Origin of the sequence: Caballeronia sp. Sq4a (genome assembly GCF_023170545.1) — a bacterium.
Taxonomy (GTDB): domain Bacteria; phylum Pseudomonadota; class Gammaproteobacteria; order Burkholderiales; family Burkholderiaceae; genus Caballeronia.
This window is the reverse complement of sequence record NZ_CP084251.1, coordinates 908,159-924,377: the sequence shown is the minus strand read 5'-3', so window position 1 is coordinate 924,377 and position 16,219 is coordinate 908,159. Positions and strand designations below refer to the sequence as shown.

Annotated in this window: 11 protein-coding genes; 6 read left to right on the top strand and 5 right to left on the bottom strand. The window is 63.0% G+C overall.

Annotated elements, in window-relative coordinates; translation table 11 throughout:
• The gene (locus LDZ24_RS18230) at window positions 1-3,219 is read right to left on the bottom strand and encodes an efflux RND transporter permease subunit (RefSeq protein WP_248322615.1); all 3,219 of its coding nucleotides are present in this window, start codon (window positions 3,217-3,219) and stop codon (window positions 1-3) included.
• A gap of 62 nt (window positions 3,220-3,281) precedes the next feature.
• Window positions 3,282-4,568, bottom strand: coding sequence for an efflux RND transporter periplasmic adaptor subunit (locus LDZ24_RS18225; RefSeq protein WP_248322614.1), 1,287 nt, complete (start codon window positions 4,566-4,568; stop codon window positions 3,282-3,284).
• Between the two features lie 608 nt (window positions 4,569-5,176).
• Between LDZ24_RS18225 and LDZ24_RS18220 the strand changes: the two genes are divergently transcribed.
• The 4 genes from LDZ24_RS18220 (at window position 5,177) to LDZ24_RS18205 (ending at window position 10,341) form a co-directional block, all read left to right on the top strand.
• Window positions 5,177-5,470 carry a helix-turn-helix transcriptional regulator gene (locus LDZ24_RS18220; RefSeq protein ID WP_248322613.1) on the top strand — a complete coding sequence of 98 codons (294 nt, stop codon included), beginning with the start codon at window positions 5,177-5,179 and terminating at the stop codon, window positions 5,468-5,470.
• 61 nt (window positions 5,471-5,531) lie between these two features.
• Window positions 5,532-6,593, top strand: a complete 1,062-nt coding sequence (locus LDZ24_RS18215) for an alkene reductase (RefSeq protein ID WP_248322612.1) — start codon at window positions 5,532-5,534, stop codon at window positions 6,591-6,593.
• 351 nt (window positions 6,594-6,944) lie between these two features.
• Window positions 6,945-8,636 (top strand): aspartate-alanine antiporter, encoded by a 1,692-nt coding sequence (gene aspT, locus LDZ24_RS18210; RefSeq protein ID WP_248322611.1) that lies wholly within the window; start codon window positions 6,945-6,947, stop codon window positions 8,634-8,636.
• 64 nt (window positions 8,637-8,700) lie between these two features.
• Window positions 8,701-10,341 (top strand): bifunctional aspartate transaminase/aspartate 4-decarboxylase, encoded by a 1,641-nt coding sequence (locus LDZ24_RS18205; RefSeq protein ID WP_248322610.1) that lies wholly within the window; start codon window positions 8,701-8,703, stop codon window positions 10,339-10,341.
• Between the two features lie 55 nt (window positions 10,342-10,396).
• Here the strand turns inward: LDZ24_RS18205 and LDZ24_RS18200 are convergent, their stop codons facing one another.
• The gene (locus LDZ24_RS18200; RefSeq protein ID WP_248322609.1) at window positions 10,397-11,590 is read right to left on the bottom strand and encodes a porin; all 1,194 of its coding nucleotides are present in this window, start codon (window positions 11,588-11,590) and stop codon (window positions 10,397-10,399) included.
• A 254-nt stretch (window positions 11,591-11,844) separates the two neighbouring features.
• Here LDZ24_RS18200 and LDZ24_RS18195 point away from each other — a divergent pair, with 254 nt between their 5' ends.
• Window positions 11,845-12,213 (top strand): nuclear transport factor 2 family protein, encoded by a 369-nt coding sequence (locus LDZ24_RS18195; RefSeq protein ID WP_248322608.1) that lies wholly within the window; start codon window positions 11,845-11,847, stop codon window positions 12,211-12,213.
• A gap of 14 nt (window positions 12,214-12,227) precedes the next feature.
• Here LDZ24_RS18195 and LDZ24_RS18190 read toward each other — a convergent pair whose 3' ends face one another.
• Window positions 12,228-13,343 carry a succinylglutamate desuccinylase/aspartoacylase family protein gene (locus tag LDZ24_RS18190; protein WP_248322607.1) on the bottom strand — a complete coding sequence of 372 codons (1,116 nt, stop codon included), beginning with the start codon at window positions 13,341-13,343 and terminating at the stop codon, window positions 12,228-12,230.
• A gap of 240 nt (window positions 13,344-13,583) precedes the next feature.
• Entirely contained in the window at window positions 13,584-14,375 is a 792-nt protein-coding gene (locus tag LDZ24_RS18185) for an ABC transporter substrate-binding protein (RefSeq protein ID WP_248322606.1), read from the bottom strand.
• Window positions 14,376-14,725: 350 nt separating this feature from the next.
• Between LDZ24_RS18185 and LDZ24_RS18180 the strand changes: the two genes are divergently transcribed.
• Window positions 14,726-16,171 (top strand): MFS transporter, encoded by a 1,446-nt coding sequence (locus LDZ24_RS18180; protein ID WP_248322605.1) that lies wholly within the window; start codon window positions 14,726-14,728, stop codon window positions 16,169-16,171.
• Window positions 16,172-16,219 lie beyond the last annotated feature (48 nt).

Sequence of the window (16,219 nt, the reverse complement as noted above, 5' to 3'; positions counted from 1 at the left end):
TCAGTTCCCCTCGTTGGGAGCGGAAGGCCGCGCGTCGGCGCCGCCGCCCGATGCGCCATGAGCCTGGGTAGCGTCGGAAGCGGGCGGGGCGTGTCCGCTTTTCTTGCTCGAACGCGAGGACATTGTTTCGAGCACGTAGAAGAACATCGGAATGAAGAACACGGCGATGACCGTCGCGCCGAGCATCCCGCCGATCACGCCCGTGCCGATGGAATGCCGGCTGTTCGCCGATGCGCCCGTCGCGATGGCGAGCGGCACGCAGCCGAGAATGAACGCGAGCGATGTCATGACGATCGGCCGCAGACGTTCTTCGGCGGCGATCATCGTGGCATCGAACACGGATTTGCCCGACTCGCGGTTGATCACGGCGAACTCGAAGATGAGAATCGCGTTCTTGGCGGCCAGCGCGACGAGCATCGTGAGGCCGATCTGGAAATACACGTCGTTGTTGAGCCCGCGCAGCAGAATGGCGAGCAGCGCGCCGAAGATGGCGAACGGCACGGCCATCAGGACGCCGAACGGCAGGCTCCACTTCTCGTACTGGGCGGCGAGGATCAGGAACACCATCACGAGCCCGAATATGAAAACGAGCGCCGACGAACTGCCCGACTGTTTCGCTTCGAACGCCTCGCCGCTCCACGCAATGCCGTAATCGGACGGCAATCCGGCTGCCACTTCTTCGAGCGCCTGGATGACCTGCCCGGACGCATAGCCGGGCGCGGCGTTCGCGGTGATCTTGACCGCCGGGAAGTTGTTGAAGCGTGTGATGAGGTCGGGGCCCGTGACGTAGCGCGTCTTCACCACCGACTTGAGCGGCACCATATTGCCGCTCTTGCTCTTCACGAAGATCTGCGTGAGATCGTCGGGCCGCAGCCGATACGAAGGCTCGGCCTGCAGGATCACTTGCCAGAGGCGGCTGGAGCGGTTGAATTGCGACACGTAGAGCGAGCCGAACATCGTCTGCATCGCGCTATACACGTCTTCGACGGGCACGCCGAGCGTCTCCGCCTTGTCGCGATCCACGTCGGCAAGCAACTGCTGCGAGGCCGCGTTGAAGGTGGACGTCACGCCGGTCAGCTCGGGCCGGCGCTTGGCCTTGGCCACGAAGTCGTCGACGATCGCCGCGAACTGCGCGGTGGGCGCGTCGCCCTTGCTCTGAATCCACATTTCGGTGCCGCCCGTGGTGCCGAGGCCCGGTATCGACGGCGGATTGAGCGGCACGACAATGCCTTCCCTGATCTGCGAGAGCGCCTTGTAGGCATCGACCAGCACGGAGCGCGCGTTCTGCGTGCGGATGTTTGCGGACTTGTAGCGCTCATCGAAGCTCTTGAAGCCCACGAAGAAGGTCGACGCGTTGTTCTTGTTCTGGCTGTCGAGAAGACTGAAGCCGTCGACGGTCGCGATGCTGCCGACCGCCGGCTGCTTCAGGAAATACTCGGTGACGCGGTCCGACACTTCTCCCGTTCGATCCAGAGACGCCGCGTCCGGCATGATGACCGCGCCCAGCAGATAGCCCTGATCTTCAGGCGGCAGGAACGCCGTGGGGATGTCGCGCATCATGACGACAGCCAGCGCGATCATTCCGGCGAACAACAGCAGCGCGATGACGAAGCGTTTGATCGCCACGCGCACGACCGACGTGTAGCCCGCCGTCATGCGCGCGAACTGGCGGTCGAACCAGCGGAAGAAGCCTTTCTTCTCGTGATGTCCCGGCTTGAGCAGCAGCGACGCGAGGGCGGGCGACAAGGTCAGCGCGACGATGCCCGAGATGATGACCGATATCGCGATGGTAATGGCGAACTGCTTGTACATCTGCCCCGTGATGCCGCCGAGAAACGCCACCGGCACGAACACGGCGCACAGCACGAGCACGATGGCGACCACCGGCCCGGCCACTTCGTCCATCGCGAGTTTCGCGGCCGCCTTCGGATCGAGCTTGTGCACCGTCATGTTGCGCTCGACGTTTTCGATCACGACGATCGCATCGTCCACGACAATGCCGATGGCTAGCACCATGCCGAAGAGGGTCAGCATGTTGATCGAGAAGCCGAGCGCCGACATGCCCATGAACGTGCCGACGATGGATACCGGCACCGCGAGCACCGGAATCAGCGTGGCCCGCAGGCTTTGCAGAAACACGAACACGACGATCACCACGAGCACGACCGCTTCGAAGAACGTGTGCACGACATCGGAGATGGACGCGCGCGTGAACTCGGTGGTATCCATCGCGATCTGATAGTCGATGCCTTCCGGGAACGACTTCTTCATTTCGGCCAGACGCGCGCGCACTTGCTTCGACACGTCGAGCGCGTTCGCGCCCGGCTGCTGATAGACCGCGAGCACGGTCGCGGATTTGCCCTGAAAGCGGCTGCGAATGGAATAATCTTTCTGGCCGAGCTCCGCGCGGCCCACGTCCTTGAGACGCACGATAGCCGCGCCGCCCGACTCCGCGCGAATGATGATGTTCTCGAACTGCGACGGCTCCGTGAGCCGCCCCGAGGTCGTCACCGCGAACGACTGCTCGACGGGCGCGCCGGTCGGCGATTGCCCGAGACGTCCCACCGCGAACTGCTGGTTCTGGTTGGCGACGGCTGTCTGCACATCGGCGGCCGTGACGCCGAGTTGCGCCATGCGGTCGGGTTTGAGCCAGATGCGCATGGCGTAATCCGGCGTGCCGAAAATGCTCGCCTGATTCGCGCCGGGAATGCGCTTGAGCGCATCCAGTACGTAGACGTTCGCGTAGTTGGCGATATACGTGGCGTCGTAACGCTCGTCGGGTGAATAGATGGCGATCACCATCATGAACGCCTGCGACTTCTTCTGGACCTGCACCCCTTGCGCCGTGACCGACTGCGGCAGTTGCGGCAACGCGAGATTGACGCGGTTCTGCACGTCCACTTGCGCCAGTTCCGGGTTCGTGCCGATCTCGAAGTACGCGTTGATGGTCAGGTTGCCCGTCGAGGAACTCGACGAACTCATGTAGATCATCCGGTCCGCGCCATTGACCTGCTGCTCGATCGGCGCGGCCACGTTGTTCGCGACGACATCGGCGCTCGCGCCCGGATACGTCGCGGAGATGGTGATTTGCGGCGGCGTGATGTCCGGATACTGCGCGGTCGGCAGCGCGAGCATCGCGAGCGCGCCGCCCAGCGTGATGACGATGGAAATGACCGAGGCAAAAATCGGGCGGTCAATGCAGAAATGTGAGATGTTCATTGGCCTCTTCCGCGCGACGTGCTTCCGATGCTTCCTATGCTTCCAGCACTCGACTCTTCACATCACTTCTCGTTGTTGCCGCCGCCTTCGCTTTTCGTTTGGGTCAGGGACGCCTGCGCGCCGGGAGCGGACGTCGCGGCTGGCGCGGTTGCCGGTGCCTCGCCCGGCGTCGGCGCGCTCACCACGCGCACTTGAGAATCGGCTCCGACGCGCACGGCGCCGTCGACGATCACGCGCTCGCCCGCCTTCAGGCCGCTCGTCACGAACCAGTCGTCGCCATGCCATTCGCCGACTTCGACCACGCGCTGACGCGGCTTGGATTGATCATCGAGCACCCAGACGAAATGACTTTTCGCGCCCTGCAGAATCGCGCGCTGCGGCACCAGAATCGCGTTGGGGCGCACCGCGCCCGTCACGCGCGCCTTCACGAACTGGCCGGGGCGCAACGTGCCGCGCGGATTCGCGAACACCGCGCGCACGAGAAACGTGCCCGTCTCCGTGCTGAACGCCGGATTCGTGAAGTCGATGTGGCCGGTTTGCGGGTAGACAGATCCGTCTGCCTGAATGACGGTCACGTCGAACTTGTTGCCGGGCGGAAAGTGCAGTTCGTCTTTGCGGATCTCGTCGCGCCATCTCAACAACTCGTTCTCCGAGATGCTGAAGTTCACCCACATCGGGTCCAACTGATAGATGTAGGTGAGCAGGCCCGATTGCGTCGGCGTGACGTAGCTGCCTTCCTGCACGCGCGCAAAGCTCGACAAGCCCTTGAGCGGCGAACGGATCGTCGTATAGCTCAGGTTCAGCTGCGCGGTCTGCACTTCGCCCTGCGCTGCGATGACGGCGGCCTCGGCCTGCTTCTCATTACCGGTGGCGTCGTCGAGATCCTTCTTGCTCAACGCGTTCATCGCGGCGAGAGGCACCACGCGCGCGAGATTCTGCTTCGTGACGAAGAGCCGCGCCTGCTGCTGCGCGAGCGCGCCCTTGGCCGTTTGCAACGCGGCCTCGAAGGGGCGCTTGTCCATGAGGAACATGACCTGTCCGGCTTCCACCAGCGCGCCTTCGGTGTACATGCGCTTCTCGAGAAAGCCGTCGACGCGCGCGCGTATTTCCACTTCGCGCGAACTCTGTGTTTGCGCGGTGAACTCGAAGTCGACTGGCGTCGACTTCGACGCGACGGTGACGACGGTGACATCGACGGCCGGCCGTGGCGCTTCGGGAGGCGGCTTGTTGCACGCGGCGAGCGCGAGCAGCACGATCGAGGCAGAGCAACGCAAGCGCAGTGCGAGCATCCGGCGCGGCAGTTCGTGGAACCGCTTGCAGTCGAGCATCTGTTTGCACATGAACGCCATGAGCGCCTCCCCCCTGGGATGGCCGATAGTCGGGAGCGAACGCGCTGACGCGTGCTCGCCACGGCATGCTCGCGCGATGCATTTGGCGACTGCGTGCTAAACGACGGCGTGCCGCAAAAGCCATGGCTTTCCGAGCGACGTCATCGATACAACCGAACGGCCAAGCGACGTCAATGAGCGCGAGCCTGATACTTGTGATGTGTTAGCGGACTCCGATCGTAACGGTGCAAAGCGCCAGAAAGGTCGGCTCTCCACCGTCAGGCGTGACGTGTCGATGAGTCCAGTAATAAACGAAGACGATCCAAAACGCTATAAGAAATTTGGCAGGGATCTTGAGCGAAGGAATGGCTCTGCGCGCGTGGTGCTAAAGGCTGACGAATCGTCGCCGTGCAGGAATGTAGGGATTACTTATTATCTTCCAGGGTAGGCGTATCGATTTCGGAAACGATCGTCCTGACTATGCACACGCGTGATTTTGTCTTGCCTCATCCCGGCCGACGTGCCGACTTGCATATCGCAAATGAACGATATATACTTCGCCTCAAGACGATTCGAAACGTGCGTGCTCACCGCCGCATGTGCCGTCCGTCAAGCGCACGAGCAACGAAATGGACATCGACGCAATTCACAAGGCCCTTGCCAACCCCCTTCGCCGCGAGATTCTCGAATGGCTGAAGCAGCCGGAGCGACATTTCCCCGATCAGGAACTGCCGCTGTCGCATGGCGTCTGCGCAGGTCAGATCGATGGGCGCTGCGGCATGTCGCAGTCCACCGTTTCCGCGCATCTTGCCACTCTGCACAAAGCCGGGCTCGTCACCACCAAGCGCGTAGGGCAGTGGGTGTTCTTCAAGCGCGACGAAGCGGTCATTCAGGCGTTTCGCGATTCCATCGAGAATCTTTGAGCGTCCGGATGCGCTTCGAAGTGACAGCATCATTTCAATTCAATTAGGATTTCTTATCGTTATGCCGACTCTTTTCGATCCGCTTCAGGTAGGCGCAATCACGCTCAAGAACCGCATCGTCATGGCGCCGCTCACGCGCCAGCGCGCAGGCGTCGAACGCGTGCCTAACGCAATGATGGCGCAGTACTACGCCGATCGCGCATCGGCCGGTCTCATCCTCAGCGAAGCGACTTCCGTCACGCCGCAGGGCGTCGGTTATGCCGATACGCCGGGCATCTGGTCGGATGAGCAAGTGGAAGGCTGGAAGCTCGTGACGCGCGCCGTGCACGAAGCAGGCGGCAAGATCTTCTTGCAACTGTGGCACGTGGGCCGTATTTCGGACCCCATGTTCCTGAACGGCGAACTGCCGGTCGCGCCGAGCGCGATCGCAGCGAGCGGACACGTGAGTCTCGTGCGCCCGCAGCGTCCGTACGTCACGCCGCGCGCACTGGAACTCGATGAGATCGCGGGTGTGGTCGCGGCTTATCGCAAGGGCGCGGAGAACGCGAAGCGCGCGGGCTTCGACGGCGTGGAAGTGCACGGCGCGAACGGTTATCTGCTCGACCAGTTCCTGCAGGACAGCACCAACAAGCGCACCGACGAGTACGGCGGCCCGATCGAAAACCGCGCGCGCCTGATGCTCGAAGTGGTCGACGAGTGCATCGCCGTGTGGGGCGCGGATCGCGTGGGCGTGCATCTCGCGCCGCGCGCCGATTCGCATACCATGGGCGACAGCGACCGCGCAGCCACCTTCGGCTATGTGGCGCGTGAGCTCGGCAAGCGCAAGATCGCGTTCATCGCGGCGCGCGAGGCGGAAGGTGCGGACAGCCTCGGACCGCAGCTGAAGAAGGCATTCGGCGGCGTGTATATCGCCAACGAAGGCTTCACCAAGCAAAGCGCGGAAGCCATCATCGAGCGTGGCGATGCCGACGCCGTGGCTTGGGGCAAGCCGTTCATCGCGAACGCGGACCTCGTGCGCCGCTTCGAAATCGACGCGCCGCTGAATCAGCCGGATACCACGACGTTCTACGCGCCGGGTCCAAAGGGCTACACGGATTACCCGTTGCTGGAGACGGCGGAGTAAGCAACGCACGCTTCGAGCATGTTTTGAAAACAGCGGCTTCGGCCGCTGTTTTTTTTCGCCCAAACATCGGTTGCATGCGCTGCCATGCACAGTGCAACGATCTGATCGCTTCAAACGCACTGCGAAATTATCGCTTTCGCTCACAACCGCACCGCGAAAATAGTGTATTGGTGCGTTTGACTCTCTGCCGTCCGTGCCGCAACCACGCGCACGCGCCTCGAAACGACACCAACAAAAGATGCATGCCGCGATTCGTTTCATGAACGATTCAAGACGCCGCTCATTCCTTACGTTTCTCCCGTGCCCGTCGGGCAACCGACGGTCGCGGGTTCATCCCGCAAAGGAGCGCATATGTCGTGGCTTACGCAAACGCTGCGCAGTTACCCGGAGATCGCCATCTTTCTTTCGCTTGGCATCGGGTACTGGGTCGGCGGAAAGTCGTTCAAAGGATTCAGCCTCGGTGCGGTGACCGCGACGCTGCTCGCGGCCATCGCCATCGGGCAACTCGGCATCACCATCTCGTCGAATGTGAAGGCCGTCTTCTTCCTGATGTTCCTGTTCGCGGTCGGCTACGGCGTCGGCCCGCAGTTCGTGCGCGGCATCGCGAAAGACGGCTTGCCGCAGGCGCTTTTTTCCGTCATTCAGTGCGTGCTCTGTCTCGCCGCGCCGTATGCCGCGGCGAAGATCGCGGGCTATGACGTCGGATCGGCGGCCGGACTCTTTGCGGGATCGCAGACCATCTCGGCGTCGATGGGCCTCGCCACCGACGCGATCAATCGGCTGGGCCTTCCCGCCACCGAGACCAAGGCATTGCTCGACGCGATGCCGACCGCGTACGCCGTCACCTACATCTACGGCACCATCGGCTCGGCGATCATTCTCGCGATGCTCGGGCCGAAGCTGCTCAACATTGATCTCGTTGCCGCGTGCAAGGACTACGAGCAACAACTCGGCGGCTCGGCCGAACTCGGCGGGCCGGGCAGCGGATGGCACCAGTTCGCGCTGCGCGCCTATCGCGTCGCCGACCAGGGTCGCGCAGCCGGCATGAGCGTGAGCCAGTTGGAGGCGCTGAGGCCGGCCGGCGCGCGGCTTTTCATCGAACGCATCCGGCGCGGGGGCAAGATTCAGGAAGCGACGCTCGACGACGTGCTTCAGCCGGGCGATGTCGTCGCGGTCGTCGGGCGACGCGAGCATCTGATCGATCTCATCGGCGGCACGGCGACCGAGGTGGATGACGCCGAACTGCTCGCCGTGCCGGTCGAAGGCGTCGATGTCTATATCACCAGCAAGAACGTCGAAGGGCGCACGCTCGCCGAACTCGGGCAAACGCCGGGCGCGCGCGGCGTGTTCATACGGCGCATCAAGCGTGGCGCGACGGAGACGCTGATTCCCGTGCTCCCGAGCACCAAGCTGTATCGCGGCGACACCGTGACGCTCGTCGGACGCACGCAGGATACGACAGCGGTGGCGAACGCGGTCGGCGTCATCGACCGCCCGAGCGACGTGGCGGACATGGCGTTCGTGGGTCTCGCCATCACGCTCGGCGCGCTGATCGGCGCGATCGTGATCCGCTTCGGCGCGGTCCCGATCACGCTGTCGACGGCAGGCGGCGCGCTGATCGCGGGCATCGTGTTCGGCTGGCTGCGCGCGATCCGTCCGACGTTCGGCCGCATTCCGTCGCCGACCATCTGGTTCATGAATTCAGTAGGACTGAACGTATTCATCGCGGTCGTCGGCATATCGGCGGGGCCGGGCTTCGTCGCGGGCCTGCAAAAGCTCGGCGTGAGCCTGTTTTTATGGGGTATTTTCGCGTCGTCGGTGCCGCTCATCATCGGCATGTATATCGCGAAGTACGTCTTCAAGTTCCATCCCGCGATTCTGCTCGGCATCTGCGCGGGCGCGCGCACGACGACAGCCGCGCTCGGCATGATCTGCGATGCGGCCAAGAGCCAGGTGCCGGGCTTGGGCTACACGGTCACGTATGCGGTCGGCAATACGCTGCTCACCATCTGGGGGATGGTCATGGTGATGCTGATGACGTGAAGGCGGACGCTGTGGTCTCATCGTTTCTTCCTGTACCTGATTGCTCATTTTCTGGGGGTGTTGGATGTCAAAGTCCTCGAAGTCCGGTTCCGACGATCGTGCAGCGATGGCCTCGCTCAGCCCGTTCGAACTCAAGGACGAACTCATCAAGGCAGCGGGCGGCGGCGTGGTGGAGCGTCCCGCGAACGTCGCGATGCTCAACGCGGGCCGCGGCAATCCGAATTTCCTCGCGACCATTCCGCGCCACGGCTTCTGGCAACTCGGTCTCTTCGCGATGCGCGAATCGGAGCGTTCCTTCGCGTACATGCCCGAAGGCATCGGCGGTTTTCCGAAGCATGAAGGTCTCGAAGAACGCTTCGAGATTTTCGCGCGGGAAAACAAGGGCACGCCAGGCATCGCGTTCCTGACGGGCGCGGTGTCGTATGTGCGCGATCAACTGGGTCTCAACGCGGGCGACTTCCTCTACGAGATGTGCGAAGGCATTCTCGCTTCGAACTATCCGGTGCCGGACCGCATGCTCAAGTTGTCGGAGGTTATCGTCGGGCAATATCTGCGGCGCGAGATGATCGGCAAGCATCCGTTCGTGGGCGACTTCGACATCTTCGCGGTCGAAGGCGGCACCGCTGCGATGACGTACATCTTCAACACGATGCGCGAGAACTTCCTCATCAAGCAAGGGGACACCATTGCGCTTGGCATGCCGATTTTCACGCCTTATATCGAGATTCCGAAGCTCAACGACTACAAGCTCGAAGTCGTGAACCTGAACGCGGACGTCGCGCAAGGCTGGCAGTATTCGAGGGAAGAACTGGACAAGCTGCGCGACCCGAAGATCAAGGCGTTCTTCCTCGTCAATCCGAGCAATCCGCCTTCCGTGAAGATGGACGACGAGAGCCTGCGGTATATCGCGGAGATCGTGAAAGAACGGCCGGATCTGATTCTTCTGACCGACGACGTGTACGGCACCTTCGCCGATGATTTCGTGTCGCTCTTCGCGCTGTGTCCGAAGAATACGATTCTCGTGTACTCGTATTCGAAGTACTTCGGCGCGACGGGCTGGCGGCTCGGGACCATCGCCACGCATCGCGAGAATATCTTCGATGAGCAACTCGCCGCGTTGCCGAAAGAGCAGAAGGCGATCTTGCACGAGCGTTACGAATCCATCACGACGGAGCCGGAAAAACTCAAGTTCATCGACCGGCTGGTGGCCGATAGCCGCACCGTGGCGCTGAATCACACGGCCGGCCTCTCGACGCCGCAACAAGTTCAGATGGTGCTGTTCTCGCTCTTCTCGCTGATGGACACGCCCGACGCGTACAAGAACGCGCTCAAGCGGCTCATTCGCAATCGCAAGCAGGCGCTCTATCGCGAGATCGGTATTCCGCTGGAAGACGACGACAAGAATCTCGTCGATTACTACACGATTCTGGATATGGAATACCTCGGCGAGCGCATGTATGGGCGCGACTATGTCGACTGGGTCATGAAGAACACGAAGCCGACAGAGCTGCTCTTCCGGCTCGCGCAGGAGGCGCGCGTCGTGCTGTTGCCGGGGCGCGGCTTTGGCACGCAGCATCCTTCGGGACGCGTGTCGCTCGCCAATCTCAACGAAAGCGACTACATGCAGATTGGCCGCGCGATTCGCAAGATGCTCGATGAGCACGTCGCGCAATATCAGGCGCAGAACGGCAAGAAAGGCAAGTAGAAGACAATCGGGCCGCGCAAGGCGGCCCGATTGTCGAGTTCATCCAGCGCGACGCTTAGAACTTGTGGCGCATGGCGATGCGGAACGCCAGTTGATTGTTTTCGCCCGCGCCCGACGTGCCGAAGTAGCTCGACGACGACGAACCGATCGACGCCTGATTCTCCACGCCGTTGTTCGAACCCGAAGCCTTCTGATAGATGGCGAGCAGGTACACGTCGGTGCGCTTGCTCAACGCATAGTCGAAGCTCGCGTCGATCTGGTGCCAGTGGCCCTTCAGGTTGTCGTACAGGTCCATGTAGGTGTAGCCGAGACCTGCCGTCATCGCGGGCGTGATGGCGTACTTGCCGCCGATATCGAACGCGTTGATGCGCGAGCTCGATCCGACGATCGGCTCGAAGCGCGTGTTCGTCCACAGGCCGAAGACGGTCGCCGCGCCGAACGCGTAAGTGGCGCCGACGCCGAACGAGCGCAGGTCCTTCGCGTTGTTGGTGGTGCCGGTCGTGTTGATGTTGGCGATCGTCGAGCTGAATGCGGGCGTGGCAGCCGTCGGATAGTGAATGTCCGTGTACGCCGCGCCGATGCCGAGCGGACCGGCCTTGTAGTTCAAACCGAAGCTGTAGGCGCGCGAGGAGCCCTGCGTGGTCGTGGTGCCGACCGTCGTGTTGGGCGTGCCCGCGAACGCGCCGGCCGTGTTCGAGAAGCCGTACAACGCGCCGAACGTGAAGCCGTAGAAGTTCGCGCTCGAGAACTTGACCGCGTTGTTGATGCGGCTCGACGTCAACTGGTCGAAGTCGTTCATGTGGTACGCGTAGTTGCCGGCGACGGTCTGGCCGCCGATGGAATACGCGGAGCCGAGATAGTCGGTGCTGAAGCTGTATTGACGACCGAAGGTCAGCGAGCCGACGTCGTTCTTCGAGATACCGACATAAGCCTGACGGCCGAATTCCGCGCCGCCCTGACCGAGCGTGCCCGTGCCGCTGTTGAAGCCGTTCTCCAACGTGAAGATCGCCTTGAGGCCGCCGCCCAGGTCTTCGGCGCCACGCATGCCCCAACGGCTGGCCTGAGCCACGCCGTCGTCGTACTTCACGAGCGACTTGCCGGCGCGCGTCGTGCTGGTCGAGCTGTTGTTCACATAGCTGATGCCGGCGTCGATGATGCCGTACAGCGTCACGCTGCTCTGCGCATGAGCGGACGCGGCCATCGTGGCGAAAGCGGCGAGGGCGGCAGTAGCCAAAAGATTCTTCTTCAAAACATGCTCCGTCAGTGAGTTCGCGGTGTGGTGCGCTGCGAGGGCAGCGTCTGTGCGGCGCGTCGCGCTCTGTCTGGCGCGTGGCGGCGACGGGCGCAAATGTAGCGATGACTGAAGAAAGAAATGTGACAGGGTTTACCTTGACCTCGCGTGTCTCGCAGGTGCAACGGGGCTGGCGCATCGCGCTCAGGTGTGTCAACGCGCGCACGCGTGGCCGCGCTATGCTGGCGGTTCATCAACGCGAGCGCATGGACATGGACGAACAGGGAATCCGCGATCTGGAAGAACGGCTGAGACAGGCGATGATCGCCTCAGACGTGAAAGCGCTCGATGCGCTACTCGCCGACGATCTGAGCTTCGTCGACGCAACCGGCAAGGTCTGGACGAAGGCCGACGACCTGAACGGGCATCGCTATGGCATGCAGCGCATCGACTCGTTGAGCATCGAAGAGCAGAGCATCCGCGTATACGGCGCCTTCGCGATCACGGTGACGCGCGTCGCGATATCGGGCACGTTCGGCGGCGCGCCGTTTGCGGGCAGCCTGCGCTATACGCGGACGTGGGGCGAGACCGCAGGCACCTGGCGCGTGGTCGCGGCGCAATGCGGTCTCATGGCTTTCTAGAAACTAAGAAACGCTCAGGCCGACAGCAGCGAGCCCGTGCGATACGCCTTCGCGCCCGCGATGCGCGCGACTTCGAGACCGGCCGTCGCGAAGCGCGTGATATGCCGCGCGTACATGACGCCCGACGTGCTGCACTTGACCGTGGTCACGGTGTCGGTCAGCGGATCGACGATATCGGCGATGTGTTCGCCCGCGTCGATGAACGCGCCCACTTGCGCCCGAAACACGAGCACGCCCGACACGGGCGCGACGATCGGCTCCGCGCCCGCGAGCGGCGTCGCGGGGAACGCGAGCGCGGGCAGCGGCGCTTGCGGCGCATCGATCACGCCGCGGTGAATCAGGTAATTGACGATAGCCTGCGCGTCCTTGTCCGCGAGTTCGTGCGACACGTCGTGCTGGCTGCGCAATTCCACCGTCACCGAAATGCCGCCGTTCGGAATCGGGAAGCGATCGCCGTAACGCGCGCGCAGATCCGACCAGCAGAAGCTGTGAATCTCGTCGAACGGATTGCCGACCGAATTCAGCGCGAGCAGCGATGCCTTCGAGTCCAGATAACGCGCGAGCGGTTCCACTTCTTCCCAGATGTCCGGGTTCGTGTACAAATGCAGCGCGGCGTCCAGGTCGCAGTGCAGGTCGAGCACCACGTCCGCGTCGTAGGAAAGCTTTTGCAGCGCGAGGCGTTGCGATTCGAGCTCGGTGCGCGGCGTCTGTTCGTCGAGCGCTTCTTTCATCGCGGCACGCACGGCGAGGCGGTTCGCATCCGCGTCGTTCGTCAGGCGCGCTTCGATGCGCGGCGCGATCAGCGCGGCGAGATCGTGGAAATTGCGGTTGAAGTTGTGGCCGCTGTTGGTATCGAAGCGGCCGAGCAGATTGCCGTGCAGGAATTGATTGAGGCCGATGGGATTCGGCACCGGCACGATCACCACTTCGCCGCGCAGCTTGCCGGCGGCTTCGAAAGCGGCGAGCTGGCGGCGCAGCTTCCACGCGACCAGCATGCCCGGCAGTTCGTCCGCGTGCAGCGACGACTGAATGTAGATCTTCTGTCCGTCACCCGGACCGTAATGAAAACTGGCGATGCTGCGTGAGGTGCCGAGCGTCGGCGAGATGAGCTGGTGAGTTCTGGTCTGCATAGTGTTCGCGCGCACGCGAGTGCGCGAGGTCTTGCCTCGATGGTTGCTGGACGGGCTGAGGCGCTCCGATGCGGGGCGAGTGGGGCGCCGCGGTGTCTCCGTCCGCCGGCGCCGCCTCAGACGTTCGATCTTAGCCGAAATCGGCGCGGCGGGCGGCCGGCTTGTGGGCACGGGCGGAACGGCGCGCAATAAAAAACGGGCTCCGCGGAGCCCGTTCGTTCTTCGGCTGCTTCCGCAGAATTAGCCGCCGTACACGTCGAAGTCGAAGTACTTCTTCTCGATCTTCTTGTACGTGCCGTCCTTGATGATGTCGGCAATCGCCTTGTCGATCTTCGCCTTCAGGTCGGTGTCTTCCTTGCGCAGACCGATACCGGCGCCATTGCCGAGAATCTTCTCGTCGACGATATCCTTGCCCGCGAAGTCGAAGCCTGAGCCGCGCGGCGTCTTCAGAAAGCCGATGTCGGCCTGCACCGCGTCTTGCAGCGCGGCGTCCAGACGGCCCGAGGTCAGGTCGGCGTAGACCTGGTCCTGGTTCTGGTACGGCGTGACGGTCACGCCCTTCGGCGCCCAGTACGTCTTGGCGTAGGTTTCCTGAATCGTGCCCTGCTCGACGCCGACGTTCTTGCCCTTCAGGCTCTCGGCCGTCGGCAGGATGCCGCTGCCTTTCTTCGCGACGAGGCGCGTCGGCGTATTGAAGAGCTTGCTGGAGAAGGCGATCTGCTCGGCGCGTTGCGGCGTCATGGACATCGACGAGAGCACGCCGTCGAACTTCTTCGCCTTCAGCGCGGGAATCATGCCGTCGAAATCGTTCTCCACCCACACGCACTTGGCCTTCAGGCGCGCGCAGATTTCGTTGCCGAGATCGATGTCGAAACCGACCAGCTTGCCATCCGAACCCTTCGATTCGAACGGGGGATAGCTTGCGTCGACGCCGAAGCGGATCGTCGAATAGTCCTTGGCATGGGCCGTGACGGCGGTGAGCGACGTGACGGCGAGAAGGGACATCGACAAGGCGGCAAGCAGTTTCTTCACTGTTTTAACTCCAGAAGGTGGTCAGTTCGGCCCGGAAGGTCTCGTTCCGGTGCCGTCCGGCGAGGCGGGCGGTCGCCTGAAACAGGCCGGAAGGCGCGCATTCCGCGGATCGTGTCCGTGCAGAATCGGCAGAAGGTTACCAAGCCAAAATAGTTCGGGACCTAGTGAAACCCCGAATAGAGGTTTTGCTCCTTTCGGCATCCGTTTTCGAGCATGCCGGCCGTGCCCGAACCCGCCGCGCCGCGAGGATGATCCATCCGGTTAAGATGCGGCCTTTGCTTTGCGCGCCTCGAAGTCGAACGCCGCGCATCGCCAGATAAAAGCCCGACATGAATCAGGAGACGATACCGATGCCCACTTCACCCGCGGCGACTTCTCGCCGCGCATCCGCCGATGCCGCGCCGCCCGCGCTGTCCGCCGGCATGATCTCCGCGCGCCTCGACCGGCTGCCCGCCACGCGCACGGTATGGACGCTCGTCGTGCTGCTGAGTCTCGGCTTCTTCTTCGAGCTGTACGACTTGCTGTATTCGGGCTATGTCGCGCCGGGCCTCGTGCGAAGCGGCATTCTGACGCCGACCACGAACGGCTTCTTCGGCATGACGGGCGTGGCGAGCTTCATCGCGTCGCTGTTCGCGGGGCTCTTTATCGGCACGGTCGCGTGCGGCTGGCTCGCCGACCGCTTCGGGCGTCGCGCGGTCTTCACGTATTCGCTGCTGTGGTACACGGCGGCCAACGTCGTGATGGCGTTTCAGGACACCGCGACGGGCCTCAACTTCTGGCGCTTCATGGCGGGCGTGGGCATCGGCGTGGAACTCGTGACCATCGGCACCTATATCTCCGAACTCGCGCCGAAGCACATTCGCGGCCGCGCGTTCGCGTGCGAGCAGGCGGTGGGCTTCATGGCGGTGCCGGTGGTCGCGTTTCTCGCGTATCTGCTCGTGCCGCGCGCGCCGTTCGGCATCGACGGCTGGCGCTGGGTCGTCGTGATCGGCGCGCATGGCGCGCTTTTCGTGTGGTGGATTCGCCGCCGCTTGCCCGAAAGCCCGCGCTGGCTCGCGCAGAAGGGGCGGCTGGACGAAGCCGACCGCGTGATGTCCGCGCTCGAAGCGCAGGTGCAACGCGAATACGGCAAGCCGCTGCCGCCGCCTGCCGAGCCGGAGCCGGTTCTTGACGCCGAGAGCGTGAAGGGCGGCTCGTTCGCCCGCATGTGGCGCCCGCCCTACGGCAAGCGTGCGACGATGATGATCATCTTCAACGTGTTTCAGACCGTCGGCTTCTACGGCTTCGCGAACTGGGTGCCGACGCTGCTCATCAAGCAGGGCATCACGGTGACGTCGAGCCTGATGTATTCGAGCATCATCGCGATCGCCGCGCCCATCGGCCCGATGATCGGCCTCGCGATTGCCGACAAGATCGAGCGCAAGACGGCCATCGTCGCGATGGCGGCGGCCAATATCGTGTGCGGGCTGCTTTTCAGTCAGTCGTCGAATGCCGCGTTTTTGATTGCGATGGGCGTCGGACTCACGCTGTCCTCGAACATCATGTCGTACAGCTTTCACGCCTATCAGGCCGAGTTGTTTCCGACGAGCATTCGGGCGCGCGCCGTCGGCTTCGTCTATTCGTGGAGCCGGTTCTCCGCGATCTTCACGTCGTTCATCATCGCGAGCGTGCTGAAGGGTTTCGGCACGACGGGCGTGTTCGTGTTCATCGCGGGCGCCATGTTGATCGTGATGGCGGCGATCGGGCTGATGGGGCCGAGAACGCGCGACATGGCGCTCGAGAAGATCTCGCATTGAGACGCAAAGGCGTGCCGATTGCTGCGTGTGGGCGTTCTGTATGCCAGA

Excerpts from the sequence above, each read along its gene's own strand:
- LDZ24_RS18230 (WP_248322615.1), bottom strand. The coding sequence starts at position 3,219 with ATGAACATCTCACATTTCTGCATTGACCGCCCGATTTTTGCCTCGGTC.
- LDZ24_RS18225 (WP_248322614.1), bottom strand. The coding sequence starts at position 4,568 with ATGGCGTTCATGTGCAAACAGATGCTCGACTGCAAGCGGTTCCACGAA.
- LDZ24_RS18220 (WP_248322613.1), top strand. The coding sequence starts at position 5,177 with ATGGACATCGACGCAATTCACAAGGCCCTTGCCAACCCCCTTCGCCGC.
- LDZ24_RS18215 (WP_248322612.1), top strand. The coding sequence starts at position 5,532 with ATGCCGACTCTTTTCGATCCGCTTCAGGTAGGCGCAATCACGCTCAAG.
- aspT (WP_248322611.1), top strand. The coding sequence starts at position 6,945 with ATGTCGTGGCTTACGCAAACGCTGCGCAGTTACCCGGAGATCGCCATC.
- LDZ24_RS18205 (WP_248322610.1), top strand. The coding sequence starts at position 8,701 with ATGTCAAAGTCCTCGAAGTCCGGTTCCGACGATCGTGCAGCGATGGCC.
- LDZ24_RS18195 (WP_248322608.1), top strand. The coding sequence starts at position 11,845 with ATGGACGAACAGGGAATCCGCGATCTGGAAGAACGGCTGAGACAGGCG.
- LDZ24_RS18190 (WP_248322607.1), bottom strand. The coding sequence starts at position 13,343 with ATGCAGACCAGAACTCACCAGCTCATCTCGCCGACGCTCGGCACCTCA.
- LDZ24_RS18180 (WP_248322605.1), top strand. The coding sequence starts at position 14,726 with ATGCCCACTTCACCCGCGGCGACTTCTCGCCGCGCATCCGCCGATGCC.